The sequence below is a fragment of the Providencia sp. wls1916 genome (genome assembly GCF_009706585.1).
Taxonomy (GTDB): domain Bacteria; phylum Pseudomonadota; class Gammaproteobacteria; order Enterobacterales; family Enterobacteriaceae; genus Providencia; species Providencia lanzhouensis.
This window is the reverse complement of record NZ_WLUL01000020.1, coordinates 46,006-61,744: the sequence shown is the minus strand read 5'-3', so window position 1 is coordinate 61,744 and position 15,739 is coordinate 46,006. Positions and strand designations below refer to the sequence as shown.

The following is a 15,739-nucleotide window of genomic DNA, read 5'->3' as shown; positions in this document are numbered from 1 at the left end:
TTCTCAGTTCCAATTTTCCGCTAAATTATCTGATTCCAATTGCTGCGAGATATTCTCTGGCTGCAACTACATCATTAGCAATTTGCTCCTTCAGCGCGTCCAACGAAGCAAACCGCTGTTCGTCACGTAATTTTTTACGTAACACAACATCAATATGACGCCCATATAAATCCATATGTGCATCAATCAGATGGACTTCTAACTGGGTACCTTTTCCAGATACCGTTGGACGTGTGCCAATGTTTGCCACGCCCGGTACAGGCTTATCGCCCAGACCATGAACTTCTACAGCATACACGCCAGTCACCGGTGTGACTAAACGTTTTAACGGTAGGTTTGCTGTCGGAAAACCTATCGTACGACCTAGCTGATTACCGTGAACCACACGCCCACTAATGCGATATGTGTGACCTAATAAATTTTCAGCTAATGCCAGATCGTTGTTTTGTATCGCTTTACGGATCGCAGTGCTGCTGACGCGCACACCTGAATCACAAAAGCTTTCGGTGTCTGCGACTTCAAAACCAAACTTTTGACCGGCTTGCTGTAAAAAAGAAAAATCCCCCATCCGATTTTTTCCGAATCGGAAATCATCACCAATGGCGAGATATTTCACACCGAGTTTGTCGACTAATAAGTCAGACACAAAAGCGTCTGGCGTTAATGAGGCAAAATGCTGGTTAAATTCCACACATAATAGATAATCGACCCCGCTATCAGCAAGGTACTTCACTTTATCTCTTAGGCGTGTCAAACGCGCAGGAGCCTTATCACCCGTAAAAAATTCAAGGGGTTGTGGTTCAAATATCATCACAACAGTTGGTAAACCTAACTGTTTACCCTTGAGCTTCAAATTTTGAAGTAATACTTGGTGCCCACGATGAACACCATCAAAATTACCAATAGTCAGTACGCAACCATGATGGTACGACCGGATATTTTGTATACCGCGAATTAGCTCCATAACTGGCTCAATACCGAGGAAATTGCAGGATTATACCTTGTACGACGCATAAGGTTAACCTAAGTTCGTAAAAGCTTTCATTAAACCCTATTTTTTTGATCACTACACTATTTAATCAGATGATTTTACACTGCTAAGCATCTTTCTGCACGACACCGCGCTGCTGAATCTGATCATTGTCCATAGGCAAATCAAAAAAGTTTGGATAACCAATAGATTATCAATACAACAAATTGACGCGGAGATCTCTAAAAATATTTAATTTTTATAGTTTTCTTATCATCCATTTTGTATAACAAACTCAAGTGTACAAAAAACACTCTAGTTATCATTCAATTTCATCTTAATGAACGTTTGATATCACTAAAAAAATTTTTTCTGAAAAATGATTTAAAATATCTTCTATCAATTATGCTTTTTTTCACGCGCAGATCTGTATTCTTCTGATATTTGCTGGTAGAATCTTGCACCATTCACAACGCATTGACATCGAAGTACACGATGTTTATTTGCACAAATCCATTGACAAATGAAGGGCGAAAGGGCATATTCCTTGACCTTTAAATTGTCCTCAATAGAATACATTTGGGAGTTGGACCTTGGCTAATATCAAATCAGCTAAGAAACGTGCCGTTCAATCAGAGAAACGTCGCCAGCACAACGCTAGCCGTCGCTCTATGGTACGTACTTTTATTAAGAAAGTTTACCTTGCTATCGCTGCAGGCGATAAAGAAGCAGCTCAGAAAGCATTCAATGACATGCAACCTCTTGTTGATCGCCACGCTAGCAAAGGCCTGATCCACAAAAACAAAGCAGCACGTCATAAAGCTAACTTAGTTGCTCAAATCAAAGCAATGTAATTTCGCTTCTTGATTATAAAAAACCGGCTTAGGCCGGTTTTTTTGTCTGCTAATTTCTTGCCTCACACTTTCGTGTTCTAAACTTTCTGTTCTAAATTATCGAACGGCGCAGAAAATAACTCAGAAAAATCTTTGTTACAGACACGTTGTACTGCTGGGTGCTGGATCATTCTTTCCGCAAAAATCACGTAATACTCTTCTTTAACACTATCTAAGCGGCCAATTTCCTGCACTTCATTATCAGCAAAAATATCTTTCGCATACAAAGATGGCGCCACGAAAATGGCATTGTGATACATTCCGAATGCTTTCATTAATGCAGCATCATCAAATTCACCAAGTACTTCAACTTGTAGGTTTTTATTGCGGATCCATGTTAATAAATGGCGACCAAGCATCGAACGACGCCCTGGAATTAATAACCTGCGCTCTTCTAGACATTCAGGGAATGGTTTCTTCGGTACTGGCTGACGGCAGAAAAAACTGACGCTGCATTCGCCTAATTTAACAGAGAACAGCCCCTCTTGTTGTGAAGAGTCCACAGGGCAATCCGATAAAATCATATCCAGCTTGTGCTGGCTTAATTGCTCCAGTAACAGCTCATGAGTTGATTCAAAGCAACGTAAATGAATTTGCTCATGTTCTACAACTGCTGTTTCTAGTACACGGCTGACTAAACGTTTCGATAATGCGTCAGCCACGCCCACATCAAACAGTAGGTTAGATTCTCGGCTGTAGTTGACGATATCCAGCATTTCTTGGCTGAGCATAAACATTTTGTCAGCATAACGAAAAATCAGTTGTCCCAGCTCTGAAGGCACTAGCCCCCGACCTTGGCGTTTAAATAATTTTCCACCTAACCGTTCTTCGAGTGCTTTAATTTGCCCAGTAATTGTCTGTGGAGTCAGGTAAAGAGCCTCGGCAGCACCGACAACAGAGCCTTCTTTGCAAACATGCCAGAAATAGTAAAGGTGGTTAAAATTAAGATGTGAAACCCGCATATCGATTCCTTTTGTATCGCCAATAATGACCGCAGTGCATAATGACCATACGCTTTACCCGTACCCCGTAATCGGGAGTTATAAGTTAAAATACCCGCAGTATGCAACTCATACCGCGGGCATATCATAGAAGATTAACTCGAAAATTCTTACTAATAATTACGTCTATTATGTTTATTTTGCATCACTGTGCGAAACTTTTGGTTTCGGTAACACTACCCTTAACATAAAGTACCCTAACAATGCAGCTGTTGTTGAACCGATTAAAATGCCCAGTCTCGAGTAGGTACTATACACTTCATCAAGCCCTTCAAAAGCGAGCCCGGTGATAAAAATAGACATAGTAAAACCGATTCCACAAAGCACAGAAACAGCAAACACTTGCTTCAAGTTAATCGATGCTGGCAATTTAGCCAACCCTACTTTTACCGAAATCCAACTAAATAAGAAAATACCGACTGGTTTGCCCAGTATCAAACCCGCTGCGACACCAAGTGGTAATGGGCTCATTAAACCATCAAAGGTGACGCCATTGAGCTGTACGCCTGAATTTGCAAATGCAAAGATAGGCAATATGAGATAAACAACCCAAGGGTGCAGCACATGCTCTAATTCTTCCGACGGTTTTGTATTATTAGTCCCTCTTAATGGAATTAAGAAACCAACAATCACTCCCGCCAGAGTGGCATGAACACCTGATTTCAGAATACAAACCCACAAGATTAGGCCTATCACCAAATAAGCTGCCGTATTTTCAACTCGTCGCCAGTTCATTAGACACAGTATTGCCACACACAGTGCAGCTAAACTCAATGCGACGACAGAAACTGAGCTGGTATAGAAAAAGGCAATGATCACAATGACACCAAGGTCATCAATGATAGCTAATGCCAATAAAAATACTTTGAGCTCTGTAGGAACACGCTTACCCAATAACGCCATCACACCCAACGCGAATGCAATATCTGTTGCTGCAGGGATAGCCCAACCTTGACGAGTAATATCGTCAGCACCATTGAACGCTAAGTAAACTAACGCTGGTGCAATCATTCCACCCACAGCCGCAATTGCCGGAAATATCGCTTTATCACGTCCCGCCAGGGATCCTTCCAATAACTCGCGCTTTACCTCTAAACCAACAACCAGGAAAAACACAGCCATTAAGAAATCATTAATCCATAGAATCAGAGGTTTATCTAATTCAAATGTTGAGATTTTAATGGCTACCGGAATATCTAAAAATTGCTGATAAGCTCCTTGTAATGGCGTATTAGCCATTATTAAAGCGACAATGGCAGCAATAATTAGGAGTAGCCCTCCTGCTGCTTCTAACTTTAAAAATTTACGAATAATTGCTGTCATATGAATAACCCCAAAAAATACTTTTGAATGTTAATATTATGATAATCATTAATTCGTAAAAAATCGTTTATTTATCCATTAATGATCGTAATTTCCGAGTATTTAACAATCGAGATCACGACGAATGATAATAAATCGTTAATTTAACTATAGGCAACTATTCTAAAAACCAACAATAAATTTACTGAGTAAAGCGCTTTAAATATTCAACTTTTTTAGAGACTAATGAAAAATGACCATTATCGATAGTCCAAAAAATCGTTTATTTTTTTATTTTCGAAGCCCTTCGCAAAAATAAAAGTACCTGCCCTCTCTTCCTTGCGTGCCTCTTCATAAAAAAGACGCTTTATGTGATACTCGAGCCACTCTTAAGCAATCACTATCTCTCTATATTATGTCCCTATACGTACTGCTTTCTGTGCTGTTTGCTGCGTTTTGCCATGCCAGTTGGAATGCTCTGGTTAAATTTGGTAATGACCGCTTCTTTGGTTTGATAATGATTGCCGTTTTTTCTGGAATTTTAACTATTCCAGCTCTCTTTTGGTTTGGGCTGCCATCTCCCGATGCCGTCCCGTGGCTAGCTTTGTCAGTATTATTTCACATCGGTTATATCTATTTTCTCAGCCAAGCTTATAACCATGGTGACCTCAGCCAAATTTACCCTATTTCTCGCGGCTCAGCCCCTTTAATCACCGCGTTATTAAGTATTGTTTTATTCAATGAATCCTTACCATTTATGAGTTTTGTAGGGATTATTTTCATCATTTCAGGCGTGGTAGCCATCGCGTTTGCAGGTCGAAAATTTACGTTGAATATCAAAGGTAAAGCGCTTAGCTTTGCATTGTGCACTGCCTTTTTTACGGCTTGTTATACCCTCTCGGATGGATATGGCGCTAGAGCCAGCCAAGATCCCGTTGTTTATACCCTATGGCTGTTTTTATTAAATGGTGCGGTACTCGCCATCCCCGGAGTGATGAAATACAAAAGTTCATTACTACACGGGTTTAGGCAATATTGGCGCTCAGGGTTGCTTGGCGGGTTAATGCAGCTAATTAGCTACGGCATCGCAATCTGGGCAATGAGCCAAGCCCCCATCGTACTCGTTGCTGCTATTCGTGAAACTAGTGTCCTTTTTGCTATGTTTCTTTCCATTGTATTTCTTAAAGAGAAATTTAATGGAATGCGAGTCCTCGCCTGTATTGTCATCTTACTTGGGGTGTTACTGGCGAAACTATCCAGTTAAGATAGCGGTGCTTAGAAGATAAGTTTTACATCCTATATTTGATGCCCATAATATTTGATACAAATAATTTTTAGCCCTATTTTTCATTGAGTCATGAGGTAAAAATGACATTACTCCGATCTCTCGTTGCCATATCGATGATGGCAGCACCTATCGCGGCACTTGCCACCACTCCAGCGGATTTAATCATTGTTGATGGTACTGTTTTGACAATGGATGCCAATAATCAAGTTATTGAGAATGGGACTGTTGTTATTGATAAAAATAAAATTATCGCTGTTGGCGGCCCTGAGCTTGCCACACAATATACCGCCAAAAAACGGCTAAATGTTGATGGCGATATAGTCATGCCAGGGTTAATCAATACCCATACTCACGCATCAATGACTGTATTTCGTTCCCTTGCCGACGATGTCCCCGACCGTTTGCACCGCTATATCTTCCCATTAGAGAGCAAGATGGTTTCCCGTGAAATGGTGCGAGTAGGCGCTAACTTAGCCAACGTCGAAATGGTCAAAGGTGGCGTTACAACTTACGTGGATATGTACTATTTTGAAGATGAAGTTGCGAAAACTGTCGATAAAATTGGTATGCGAGCGATCCTTGGGGAATCTGTGATCAAATTCCCTGTTGCCGATGCTAAAAATGCTGATGAAGGTATCGCTTATGCGGTGAATTTTATCAACCAATACAAAGACCACCCGCGCATTACGCCAGCTTTTGCTCCTCACGCACCTTATACCAATACCACTGAGCATCTACAGAAAATTGCTAAACTTTCTCAAGAACTTAATGTTCCCGTGATGATCCACTTAGCGGAAACCGATCGAGAACAAGAAGAAGTTGCCAAGCGTACTGGCGGAAAAAGCCCGGTTCAATATATGGCTGATATCGGTGCATTGAATAACAAAGTCATTGCGGCTCATGCCATTATGGTTGATGAAAACGATATCAACCTACTCAAACAGTATGATGTTGGAGTGGCTCATAATGTCAGTGCGAATACCAAATCAGCCAAAGGTGTTGCACCAGTGACCGCGATGTTAGCAAAAGGAGTTCGTGTAGGCTTAGGAACCGATGGTCCGATGTCCAGCAATACCTTAACAACCATGAATGAACTAAATTTAGTAGGTAAAATTCATAAGCTCGAAAATAAAGATAGAGCTGCAATGCCGCCCATTACCGTGGTTGAATTAGCGACCAAAGGCTCCGCAAAAGCCATTCACATGGAAGATAAATTAGGCTCTCTAGAAGCGGGGAAATTGGCAGATATTATCGTTGTCGATACAAAATCACCGAATATGGTTCCGATGTATAGCCCTTATGCCGCACTGGTTTATGGCGCGAATGCTTCCAATGTACGCCATACCATTGTGGATGGAAACCTATTAATGGAAGACCGCAAAGTACTCACAGTTGATGAAAATGCGATTGTGAAAGAGGCTCTACAATTTGCCGATCAAGTTCGTAAAACCGTGGTTGCCAGCGGTGAAACTGTGAAATAAAAAAATGGCTGATTCAGTTTTTCACTGGATCAGCCATGATTCTTAACTTAGCGATTAACCCTTATTTATTGGTTAAATCATCAAAGAATTTTTTCACGCCATCTAAGAAGCGTTTTGAACGTGGGCTATTTTTCTCGCCACCCGTACCGCCTAACGACTCACCAAACTCTCTGAGTAACTCTTTTTGTTTCTCATTCAGTTTGACTGGGGTTTCGACAACAATGTGACACATTAAATCACCTTGCATACCACCACGTACTGACTTCACGCCCTTACCTTTCATACGGAACGTTTTGCCCGTTTGGGTTTCCGCAGGAATTTTCAGTTTAACGCGACCATCAAGGGTTGGGACTTCAATTTCGCCGCCCAGCGCTGCTGCTGCAAAGTTGATTGGCACTTCACAATGTAAGTTATTACCATCACGCTCAAAAATATCGTGAGGTAAAACATGCATTTGAACGAATAAATCCCCTGCTGGTGCACCATTCGCACCGGCTTCACCTTCACCGGATAAACGAACACGGTCACCCGTATCAACCCCTGCAGGGATCTTAACGGATAAGGTTTTGTATTTTTCAACGCGACCTTGGCCATGACATTTGTTGCATGGGTCTTTGATAACTTTCCCGCGACCGTGACAGGTTGGGCAAGGTTGTTGTACTGAGAAGAAACCTTGGCGCATGTGTACTTGGCCCATACCGTGACAGGTTTGGCATGTATCTGCGCTAGTGCCTGGTTTTGCACCGCTACCGTGGCACACGTCACAGCTTTCGAGCGTTGGAATACGGATCTCTTTGGTCACTCCACGGACTGCTTCTTCAAGAGTCAGTTCCATGTTGTATTGCAGATCAGAACCACGGCTTGGGCGCTGTTGACGACGACCGCCACCAAAAATGTCACCGAAGATGTCACCAAAAATATCACTGTTGAAATCGCCGCCACCAAAGCCGCCGAATCCACCTCCGCCACCCATACCGCCTTGTTCAAACGCGGCATGGCCATATTGATCGTAAGCGGCACGTTTTTGCTCATCGGACAGGACTTCGTAAGCTTCTTTTATCTCTTTGAATTTCTCTTCAGATTCATCTTTGTTTTCCTGATTGCGGTCAGGATGGTATTTCATTGCTAAGCGCTTATACGCTCGCTTAATGTCTTTTTCTGAAGCATTTTTTTCGAGGCCTAAAACCTCATAAAAATCTCTTTTCGCCATTTATTTTTCCCTTAACATGCAGACACGGGCGCAGAGTTCCCTCAACGCCCGTGTCCGGTATCAGTCACTATTTAACATTATTGCGATAGTCACTGCGCCCGCTAAGGGCCTTATTTTTTGTCTTTGTCGTTAACTTCTTCGAATTCAGCGTCAACAACATCGTCATCTTTCTTCGCTTCTGCACCTGCACCCGCAGCGCCCGCTTGAGCTTGTTGCTGTGCAATTTCCAGAAGTTTCGCAGATGCCGTTACCAGCGCTTGGATTTTCGCTTCGATTTCAGCTTTATCTTCACCTTTAGAAGCGACTTCTAATTCTGAAGTTGCTTTTTCGATGTTCGCTTTATCTTCAGCTGGTAATTTGTCGCCTGCTTCTTCGATTTGTTTACGAGTACCGTGAATCAGTTGGTCTGCTTGGTTGCGAACCTGCACTAACTCTTCAAATTTACGGTCTGCTTCAGCGTTAGCTTCCGCGTCACGTACCATTTTTTCGATTTCCTCGTCATTCAGACCAGAAGATGCCTTAATGGTGATGTTTTGCTCGCGACCGCTGTTTTTGTCTTTCGCAGAAACATGCAGGATACCGTCCGCATCGATGTCAAAAGTCACTTCGATTTGCGGCATACCGCGTGGCGCTGCTTGAATACCATCTAAGTTAAACTGACCCAGTGATTTGTTATCACTCGCACGTTTACGCTCACCTTGCAGTACGTGAATGGTCACGGCTGCTTGGTTATCTTCTGCAGTAGAGAACACTTGGCTGTGTTTAGTTGGGATTGTGGTGTTCTTCGAAATTAACGAAGTCATCACGCCACCCATGGTTTCGATACCTAAAGACAGTGGAGTTACGTCAAGTAACAGAACGTCTTTAACATCACCCGCTAATACACCACCTTGTACTGCTGCACCCATTGCAACGGCTTCGTCTGGGTTAACGTCTTTACGTGGTTCTTTACCAAAGAAATCAGCAACAACTTTCTGAACCATTGGCATACGAGTCTGACCACCAACTAAGATAACGTCGTTGATGTCACCTACACTTAAACCAGCGTCTTGCAGAGCAACTTTAACTGGCTCCATAGAACGTTTAACTAAATCTTCTACCAGTGACTCCAGTTTTGCACGAGTCACTTTGATGTTCATGTGTTTTGGACCTGTCGCATCTGCTGTGATGTATGGCAGGTTAACGTCAGTTTGTTGAGCAGAAGACAGCTCAATTTTTGCTTTTTCAGCAGACTCTTTCAGACGTTGCATTGCCAGTGGATCGTTACGCAGATCAACACCTTGTTCTTTCTTAAACTCGTCAACTAAATAGTTGATTAAACGAGTATCGAAGTCTTCACCACCTAAGTGAGTGTCACCGTTAGTTGCCAGAACTTCATAGGTTTTTTCGCCATCAACTTCATCGATTTCGATGATTGATAAGTCGAATGTACCACCACCTAAGTCGTAAACCGCGATAGTACGGTTGCCAACTTCTCTATCTAAACCGTAAGCCAGCGCTGCTGCTGTTGGTTCGTTGATGATACGTTTTACTTCTAAACCAGCGATACGACCCGCATCTTTGGTTGCTTGACGCTGAGCATCGTTAAAGTAAGCTGGAACAGTGATAACCGCTTCAGTTACTGGTTCACCCAGATAGTCTTCCGCTGTTTTCTTCATTTTTTTCAGCACTTCAGCAGAAACTTGTGGCGGTGCCATTTTTTGGCCTTTCACATCTAACCACGCATCACCGTTATCAGCCGCTACAATTTTGTATGGCATGATAGACACGTCGCGCTGAACTTCTTCGTCTTGGAAACGACGACCGATCAAACGTTTGATCGCAAATAATGTATTTTCTGGGTTAGTGACAGCCTGACGTTTTGCTGGCTGACCAACTAAAATTTCACCATCTTGTGTATATGCAATGATGGAAGGAGTAGTTCTATCACCCTCGCTGTTCTCAAGAACACGCGCAGTAGTGCCATCCATAATTGCAACGCATGAGTTAGTTACACCTAAATCGATACCAATAATTTTACCCATTTAAAACGCCTCCAAAGGAATTCTTTTCATTTAATTTCGATATCAATCTATATAAGGCTCAATATTTCATTTTCAAGGGAGTTTTTACTTCAACCTTGATTTTTTTTGCAACCTTAATTCTTTTTGCAATTCGCAATAATTTAGATTGATAACTGTTGATGTCTTAAAGATGGGGTCACAAATTCATTCATCAAGGGGCAAAACTAAAAAAGTTTTACATTTAATGCAAAAAAACCCGTCTCTTGATCATTGTTTCGACAATTAAAACTGCGTATTATGCGCCTCCCCGTCCTATGGGGCTACAAAAGTTTATTGTATCTATTTGATTTTTAAATACTTTACCAGAGGTTATATGCAATCTAGTTCGCTTGCCAATCCAGGCCCACTCGGTTTATTGGGCTTTGGTATGACAACAATCCTGCTGAATATTCATAATGCAGGCTTTTTCCCTCTCTCATCTGTGATTTTAAGTATGGGGATTTTCTATGGTGGTATCGCGCAAGTGATTGCTGGGCTTATTGAATATAAGAAAGGTAATACGTTCGGTGCGACTGCATTTACCTCTTACGGCTTCTTTTGGCTTGCGTTAGTTGGTCTGCTGTTTTTACCGACCATGGGATTAGCTGAAGCAACTGACCCTACATTTTTAGGGATGTTCCTTCTCTTATGGGGGATCTTTACTTTCTTTATGTTCTTAGGCACCTTCAAAGCAAATTTTGTGCTGCAATTTATCTTTGGCAGCCTAACCGTACTGTTTGCAATGTTAGCGGTGGGTAATTTGACCAACGATTCCACTCTGCTTCAATATGCGGGCTATGAAGGAATTATCTGTGGAGCGAGCGCATTCTATCTGGCTGTCGCTGAGATCTTAAATGAGCAGTATGGCAAAACCATCCTGCCAATTGGCCAACGCAGCTGAGTCGATAGCCTGTTAAGCTAAATAGACAGAAAGAAAACTGTAACAAGAATTATCAGGCAGACATCACGTTCTGCCTGATTTTTTAGAAGGGATTACTCGGCTGTGCGAATAGCCGACTTTGGTCGGAAAGCTTTAACGATGCTTTCGTCTGTTTCAATGTATGGGCCATCAAGTAGTTGAATGCAGTATGGCACACTCGCAAAAATGCCTGATACCAGCACATTTCCTTCTTTATCTTTCAGCCCTTCTAGGGTTTCAGCAATCGCCTTTGGCTGCCCCGGTAAGTTTAAAATCAGTGACTGATTGCGGATCACGCCAACTTGGCGAGATAAAATCGCCGTCGGCACGAACTTCAGGCTAATTTGGCGCATCTGCTCACCAAAGCCAGGCATTTCGCGATCGGCAACTGCAAGCGTTGCATCTGGGGTGACATCTCGACGAGCAGGACCTGTGCCGCCTGTGGTCAGGACTAAATGACAGGAAAATTCATCCACCAGCTCACACAACGTTTGCTCTATCATGACTTGCTCATCAGGGATCAAACGAGTTTCTAAACGAAAAGGCGTGGTGATGGTTTTCGTTAGCCACTCCTCCAGTGCTGGGATCCCTTTATCTTCGTAGATACCGCCTGAAGCACGATCAGAAACCGACACCAGACCTATGCGCAACTCATTCATACAAACCTCAAAAATTAATCATTTAAATTCGTTCATTTGGCGAGAAAATACTAACTTAATTCATACCAAGCCAATAATGATAAACATGGTGCATCATACCATGAGGTCGAATGCCTGACAGCGTCGTGTTTGTGTCGAAATGTGGAATTGAGAGTTTAATCAATGAAAACGCAGCATAAAAAAACCCAGCCAACTGACTGGGTTTTCTAAGAAAAAGGAAATTACAGCAGAGCTGCGATCATTTTTTCCAGTTTTTCTTGGTCTACAGCAAACTTACGGATACCGTCAGACAGTTTATCAACCGCCATTGGATCTTGATTATGCTGCCAGTAGAACTCAGCTTCAGTCAGTTTAGCGCCTGGCTCTTGAGTTTTACCTTCATCTTTCAGTTTACACACTAATTCGCCTTGTGATTCAGACAGCTCTTTCAGCAGCGCTGGAGAGATAGTCAGGCGGTCACAACCTGCCAGCTCAATGATTTCACCTACGTTACGGAAGCTTGCGCCCATCACGACGGTTTTATAACCATGTGCTTTATAGAAGTTGTAGATTTCAGTCACAGAAACCACGCCTGGATCTTCATGTGCAGCAAACTCTTTTTTATCGGTGTTTGCTTTGTACCAGTCAAGGATACGACCTACGAATGGAGAGATCAGGTAAACACCAGCTTCCGCACAAGCACGCGCTTGAGCAAAAGAGAATAATAAAGTTAAGTTACAGTTGATGCCTTCTTTTTCCAGTTTTTCCGCCGCGCGGATACCCTGCCAAGTAGAGGCTAATTTGATCAAAATGCGATCATTGCTGATACCCGCTTCGTTATACATTTTCATCAGACGGCGAGCTTTAGTAATACACGCTTCTTCATCATAAGAAAGACGCGCATCAACTTCTGTTGAAATACGACCTGGGACTAATTTCAGAATTTCTAAACCGATATTAACAGCCAGTTTGTCACATGCATCGACAACTTGTTGTTCACGGTTATTGCTTTGCTTACGCGCCCACTCTACCGCTTCATCAATTAATTTACGGTACTCAGGAATTTGTGCAGCATTTAAAATCAGCGATGGGTTTGTCGTCGCATCTTGTGGTTTGTACAGCTTCATCGCTTCGATGTCGCCAGTATCGGCAACAACAGTTGTCAGACTACGTAAGGAGGTTAGTTTGTCGGTCATTTCTTTAATCTCGTTGTTATACCCGTCATACTTCAAGTTGTAGGGGTGTTGGCTACATTCACTCACCCTTGCCATCTACCCGCAACTTAAACTACTTTGTGTATTATTAAGGAATTGAGGCTAGCGCCGCACCGTCCCATGATAATATCACGCATCTACGTTGCTGCAAGCGAGGAAATATCCTTGAAAGCAACTATTTGATCAGCAATCGTTTTCGCGGTATCCCTAGGAACTGAATGCATTTAGCTAGGTAGAGTAATCTCATCAGTAAACCAGATAACCACCATAAGCGCGACTTATTACAGCGATTCGCCATTTCATCTGATTTTTTGTTAAAGTAATGGATAAATTTACTATCACAAGGGTTAAGTTATGCTGATTACTATTTCACCTGCCAAGACATTAGACTACGAAAGCCCGCTCGCTATCGACACGTTTACTCAACCCGAGCTCCTCGCTGAGTCTGAAAAACTAATTAAAACATGCCGAAAACTCACGCCAGCGGATATCGCCAGCTTAATGAAAATTAGTGATAAACTTGCAGGGCTGAATGCGGCGCGTTTCGGTGAATGGCAGCCAAACTTTACCCCTGATAATGCACGCCAAGCCATCCTCGCCTTCAAAGGGGACGTGTATACCGGCATGCAAGCCGAAACGTTTTCTCCCGCTGATTTTGAATTTGCTCAGCAACATTTACGTATGTTGTCCGGCCTATATGGTGTGCTGCGTCCATTAGACTTAATGCAGCCTTATCGCTTGGAAATGGGAATTCGCCTTAAAAACAGCCGTGGTAAAGACTTATATGAATTCTGGGGAGATATCATCACTCAGCATTTAAATAAAGCACTGGCAGCGCAAGGAGATAATATCCTTGTTAATTTAGCTTCTGATGAATATTTTAAGTCTGTGAATACCAAAAAATTAGATGCTGAAATTATTAAACCCGTTTTCTTAGATGAGAAAAATGGCAAATATAAAGTCATCAGTTTTTATGCAAAAAAAGCTCGCGGATTAATGAGCCGTTTTATCATTCAAAATAAACTGACTAAATCCGAACAGCTATCTGACTTTAATCTAGAAGGCTACCAATTTGATCAAGCGCAGTCGAAAGGTAATGAATTAGTCTTTACACGACCTGAGCAAGCCTAATCATAGACTCACTACGTTGGCTTATGGGGAATGCATCACACCCTATAAGCCTCATACTCAACATACGATATCTTATTTCAAATCCCCGTCACAATCTGGCGATAAAACAATCACCTCTTAAGCTGTATAGCATTCTTTCACCAGTGAGCTCGACAGAGTTATGCCAAAATTCGAGTAAATCTTTGCCATTTATTTTGGAGGTGAGCCATGCCATATTCTGCTGCGTCACATCGTTACACAGATATGGAATATCGTCAGTGCGGTCGGAGTGGATTAAAGCTCCCCCTTGTCTCTTTAGGACTCTGGCATAATTTTGGTGACAACAAGCCAATTGAGAACTGCCGAGCCATGTTAAGACATGCGTTTGATCATGGGATCACCCATTTTGATCTCGCCAACAATTACGGGCCACCTCCTGGCTCCGCAGAACAACAATTTGGTCGCATTCTACAACAAGATTTTCGTCCTTATCGCGATGAAATGGTGATCTCCTCCAAAGCAGGTTACACCATGTGGGAAGGTCCTTATGGTGATTGGGGCAGTAAAAAATATTTAGTTGCCAGTCTTAACCAAAGTTTAAAAAGAATTGGCGTCGATTATGTGGATATTTTCTATCACCATAGACCCGATCCTCAAACTCCATTAGAAGAGACCATGGCAGCCCTTGATTTGATCGTTCGACAAGGTAAAGCGCTTTATGTGGGAATTTCGAATTACCCAGCAGAAACAGCGCAAGAAGCTATCCGTATTCTCAATCAACTGGGCACCCCCTGCCTTATTCATCAACCTAAATACTCCATGCTAGAACGTACCCCAGAAGAAGGTCTCCTCGATTTGCTCGAAGAGGAAGGTGTCGGCTCGATTGCCTACTCACCACTGGCCGGAGGTATTTTAACGGATCGCTATCTCAATGGTATTCCCGCTGATTCTCGCGCAGCAGGTAATCCATCACTGCCGCCAGAGAGGCTTACATCCGCCATTTTAGCAAAAGTGAAAAAACTCAATGAGTTAGCCTTAAGTCGAGGACAAAAATTGAGCCAAATGTCTTTAGCGTGGTTACTGCGCCACGACCGCATTACTTCCGTGCTTATCGGCGCAAGCCGTATCAGCCAAATCGATGACGCTCTCGGCATGATGGAAAATCGTGATTTTAGCCAAAATGAGTTAAAAGCCATTGAGCTGATCCTCGAAGACTCAATCTAAGCCCTTCCTATCGCTATCTCTTAAAATATATTTAAGGGATAGCTTTCTATTTATTATCTTTAATTTAAATACAAACGAACGAATAACATTCTGGTTTATTATTTTATATTCATACAAAACAAATTTGAGTCATTAATTAATCGATAACATTCTTTAATTATTTAAGTGAGTCATTTAAGCTTTATTTGCAGTTTAATTAATTCACTTTATAACGAGGAATTTATATGCGTAAAATCTCTACTGTCTTAATCACCTTATTATTCCCTTTATCCGCACTTTCCATGACTATATCGACCAACGCCCAACAAACGGATACCGAATATCTGTGGAGCAACGGAGGAAATGGCGGTAACGGTGGGCATGGGGGCAATGGTGGTAACGGTGGAAGCGGTGGTAGTGGCGGGCATGGAGGCAATGGTGGTAACAGTGGTAATGGAAATTAAATAA

The 15,739-nt window shown here is 42.3% G+C and carries 14 protein-coding genes; 7 read left to right on the top strand and 7 right to left on the bottom strand.

The window, feature by feature from the left end; translation table 11 throughout:
- Window positions 1-25: 25 nt before the first annotated feature.
- Window positions 26-964 (bottom strand): bifunctional riboflavin kinase/FAD synthetase, encoded by a 939-nt coding sequence (gene ribF, locus GKR61_RS13495; RefSeq protein WP_036950302.1) that lies wholly within the window; start codon window positions 962-964, stop codon window positions 26-28.
- Between the two features lie 599 nt (window positions 965-1,563).
- Here ribF and rpsT point away from each other — a divergent pair.
- Window positions 1,564-1,824 (top strand): 30S ribosomal protein S20, encoded by a 261-nt coding sequence (gene rpsT, locus GKR61_RS13490; protein WP_036950300.1) that lies wholly within the window; start codon window positions 1,564-1,566, stop codon window positions 1,822-1,824.
- 77 nt (window positions 1,825-1,901) lie between these two features.
- Here the strand turns inward: rpsT and nhaR are convergent, their stop codons facing one another.
- Window positions 1,902-2,825 carry a transcriptional activator NhaR gene (nhaR, locus tag GKR61_RS13485; protein WP_036950297.1) on the bottom strand — a complete coding sequence of 308 codons (924 nt, stop codon included), beginning with the start codon at window positions 2,823-2,825 and terminating at the stop codon, window positions 1,902-1,904.
- Between the two features lie 174 nt (window positions 2,826-2,999).
- A complete protein-coding gene (gene nhaA / locus GKR61_RS13480; RefSeq protein WP_036950295.1) occupies window positions 3,000-4,187 on the bottom strand; it encodes a Na+/H+ antiporter NhaA in 1,188 nt (395 codons plus the stop codon).
- A 394-nt stretch (window positions 4,188-4,581) separates the two neighbouring features.
- Here nhaA and GKR61_RS13475 point away from each other — a divergent pair, with 394 nt between their 5' ends.
- Both GKR61_RS13475 and GKR61_RS13470 read left to right on the top strand, forming a co-directional pair.
- On the top strand, window positions 4,582-5,430 hold the full coding sequence (locus tag GKR61_RS13475; RefSeq protein WP_036950292.1) for an EamA family transporter: 849 nt from the start codon (window positions 4,582-4,584) through the stop codon (window positions 5,428-5,430).
- Between the two features lie 137 nt (window positions 5,431-5,567).
- A complete protein-coding gene (locus tag GKR61_RS13470) occupies window positions 5,568-6,935 on the top strand; it encodes an amidohydrolase (protein ID WP_442959315.1) in 1,368 nt (455 codons plus the stop codon).
- 61 nt (window positions 6,936-6,996) lie between these two features.
- Here GKR61_RS13470 and dnaJ read toward each other — a convergent pair whose 3' ends face one another.
- Both dnaJ and dnaK read right to left on the bottom strand, forming a co-directional pair.
- Entirely contained in the window at window positions 6,997-8,145 is a 1,149-nt protein-coding gene (dnaJ, locus tag GKR61_RS13465; protein ID WP_036950288.1) for a molecular chaperone DnaJ, read from the bottom strand.
- A gap of 110 nt (window positions 8,146-8,255) precedes the next feature.
- On the bottom strand, window positions 8,256-10,169 hold the full coding sequence (gene dnaK, locus GKR61_RS13460) for a molecular chaperone DnaK (protein ID WP_154639841.1): 1,914 nt from the start codon (window positions 10,167-10,169) through the stop codon (window positions 8,256-8,258).
- Window positions 10,170-10,521: 352 nt separating this feature from the next.
- Here dnaK and satP point away from each other — a divergent pair, with 352 nt between their 5' ends.
- Entirely contained in the window at window positions 10,522-11,088 is a 567-nt protein-coding gene (gene satP / locus GKR61_RS13455) for an acetate uptake transporter (RefSeq protein ID WP_036950283.1), read from the top strand.
- 92 nt (window positions 11,089-11,180) lie between these two features.
- Here the strand turns inward: satP and mog are convergent, their stop codons facing one another.
- Window positions 11,181-11,765 carry a molybdopterin adenylyltransferase gene (gene mog, locus GKR61_RS13450; protein WP_036950281.1) on the bottom strand — a complete coding sequence of 195 codons (585 nt, stop codon included), beginning with the start codon at window positions 11,763-11,765 and terminating at the stop codon, window positions 11,181-11,183.
- Between the two features lie 221 nt (window positions 11,766-11,986).
- Window positions 11,987-12,940 (bottom strand): transaldolase, encoded by a 954-nt coding sequence (tal, locus tag GKR61_RS13445; protein WP_036950279.1) that lies wholly within the window; start codon window positions 12,938-12,940, stop codon window positions 11,987-11,989.
- Window positions 12,941-13,312: 372 nt separating this feature from the next.
- Here tal and yaaA point away from each other — a divergent pair, with 372 nt between their 5' ends.
- From yaaA to GKR61_RS13430, 3 genes are all read left to right on the top strand, one after another.
- A complete protein-coding gene (yaaA, locus tag GKR61_RS13440; RefSeq protein WP_036950277.1) occupies window positions 13,313-14,089 on the top strand; it encodes a peroxide stress protein YaaA in 777 nt (258 codons plus the stop codon).
- Window positions 14,090-14,296: 207 nt separating this feature from the next.
- Window positions 14,297-15,292, top strand: a complete 996-nt coding sequence (locus tag GKR61_RS13435) for an aldo/keto reductase (RefSeq protein ID WP_036950275.1) — start codon at window positions 14,297-14,299, stop codon at window positions 15,290-15,292.
- A gap of 224 nt (window positions 15,293-15,516) precedes the next feature.
- Window positions 15,517-15,735 carry a hypothetical protein gene (locus tag GKR61_RS13430; protein WP_154639840.1) on the top strand — a complete coding sequence of 73 codons (219 nt, stop codon included), beginning with the start codon at window positions 15,517-15,519 and terminating at the stop codon, window positions 15,733-15,735.
- Window positions 15,736-15,739: the final 4 nt, after the last annotated feature.

Bases quoted from the DNA above. Each gene is read 5' to 3' on its own strand.
- ribF (WP_036950302.1), bottom strand. From the start codon at position 964: ATGGAGCTAATTCGCGGTATACAAAATATCCGGTCGTACCATCATGGT.
- nhaR (WP_036950297.1), bottom strand. From the start codon at position 2,825: ATGCGGGTTTCACATCTTAATTTTAACCACCTTTACTATTTCTGGCAT.
- nhaA (WP_036950295.1), bottom strand. From the start codon at position 4,187: ATGACAGCAATTATTCGTAAATTTTTAAAGTTAGAAGCAGCAGGAGGG.
- GKR61_RS13475 (WP_036950292.1), top strand. From the start codon at position 4,582: ATGTCCCTATACGTACTGCTTTCTGTGCTGTTTGCTGCGTTTTGCCAT.
- GKR61_RS13470 (WP_442959315.1), top strand. From the start codon at position 5,568: ATGATGGCAGCACCTATCGCGGCACTTGCCACCACTCCAGCGGATTTA.
- dnaJ (WP_036950288.1), bottom strand. From the start codon at position 8,145: ATGGCGAAAAGAGATTTTTATGAGGTTTTAGGCCTCGAAAAAAATGCT.
- dnaK (WP_154639841.1), bottom strand. From the start codon at position 10,169: ATGGGTAAAATTATTGGTATCGATTTAGGTGTAACTAACTCATGCGTT.
- satP (WP_036950283.1), top strand. From the start codon at position 10,522: ATGCAATCTAGTTCGCTTGCCAATCCAGGCCCACTCGGTTTATTGGGC.
- mog (WP_036950281.1), bottom strand. From the start codon at position 11,765: ATGAATGAGTTGCGCATAGGTCTGGTGTCGGTTTCTGATCGTGCTTCA.
- tal (WP_036950279.1), bottom strand. From the start codon at position 12,940: ATGACCGACAAACTAACCTCCTTACGTAGTCTGACAACTGTTGTTGCC.
- yaaA (WP_036950277.1), top strand. From the start codon at position 13,313: ATGCTGATTACTATTTCACCTGCCAAGACATTAGACTACGAAAGCCCG.
- GKR61_RS13435 (WP_036950275.1), top strand. From the start codon at position 14,297: ATGCCATATTCTGCTGCGTCACATCGTTACACAGATATGGAATATCGT.
- GKR61_RS13430 (WP_154639840.1), top strand. From the start codon at position 15,517: ATGCGTAAAATCTCTACTGTCTTAATCACCTTATTATTCCCTTTATCC.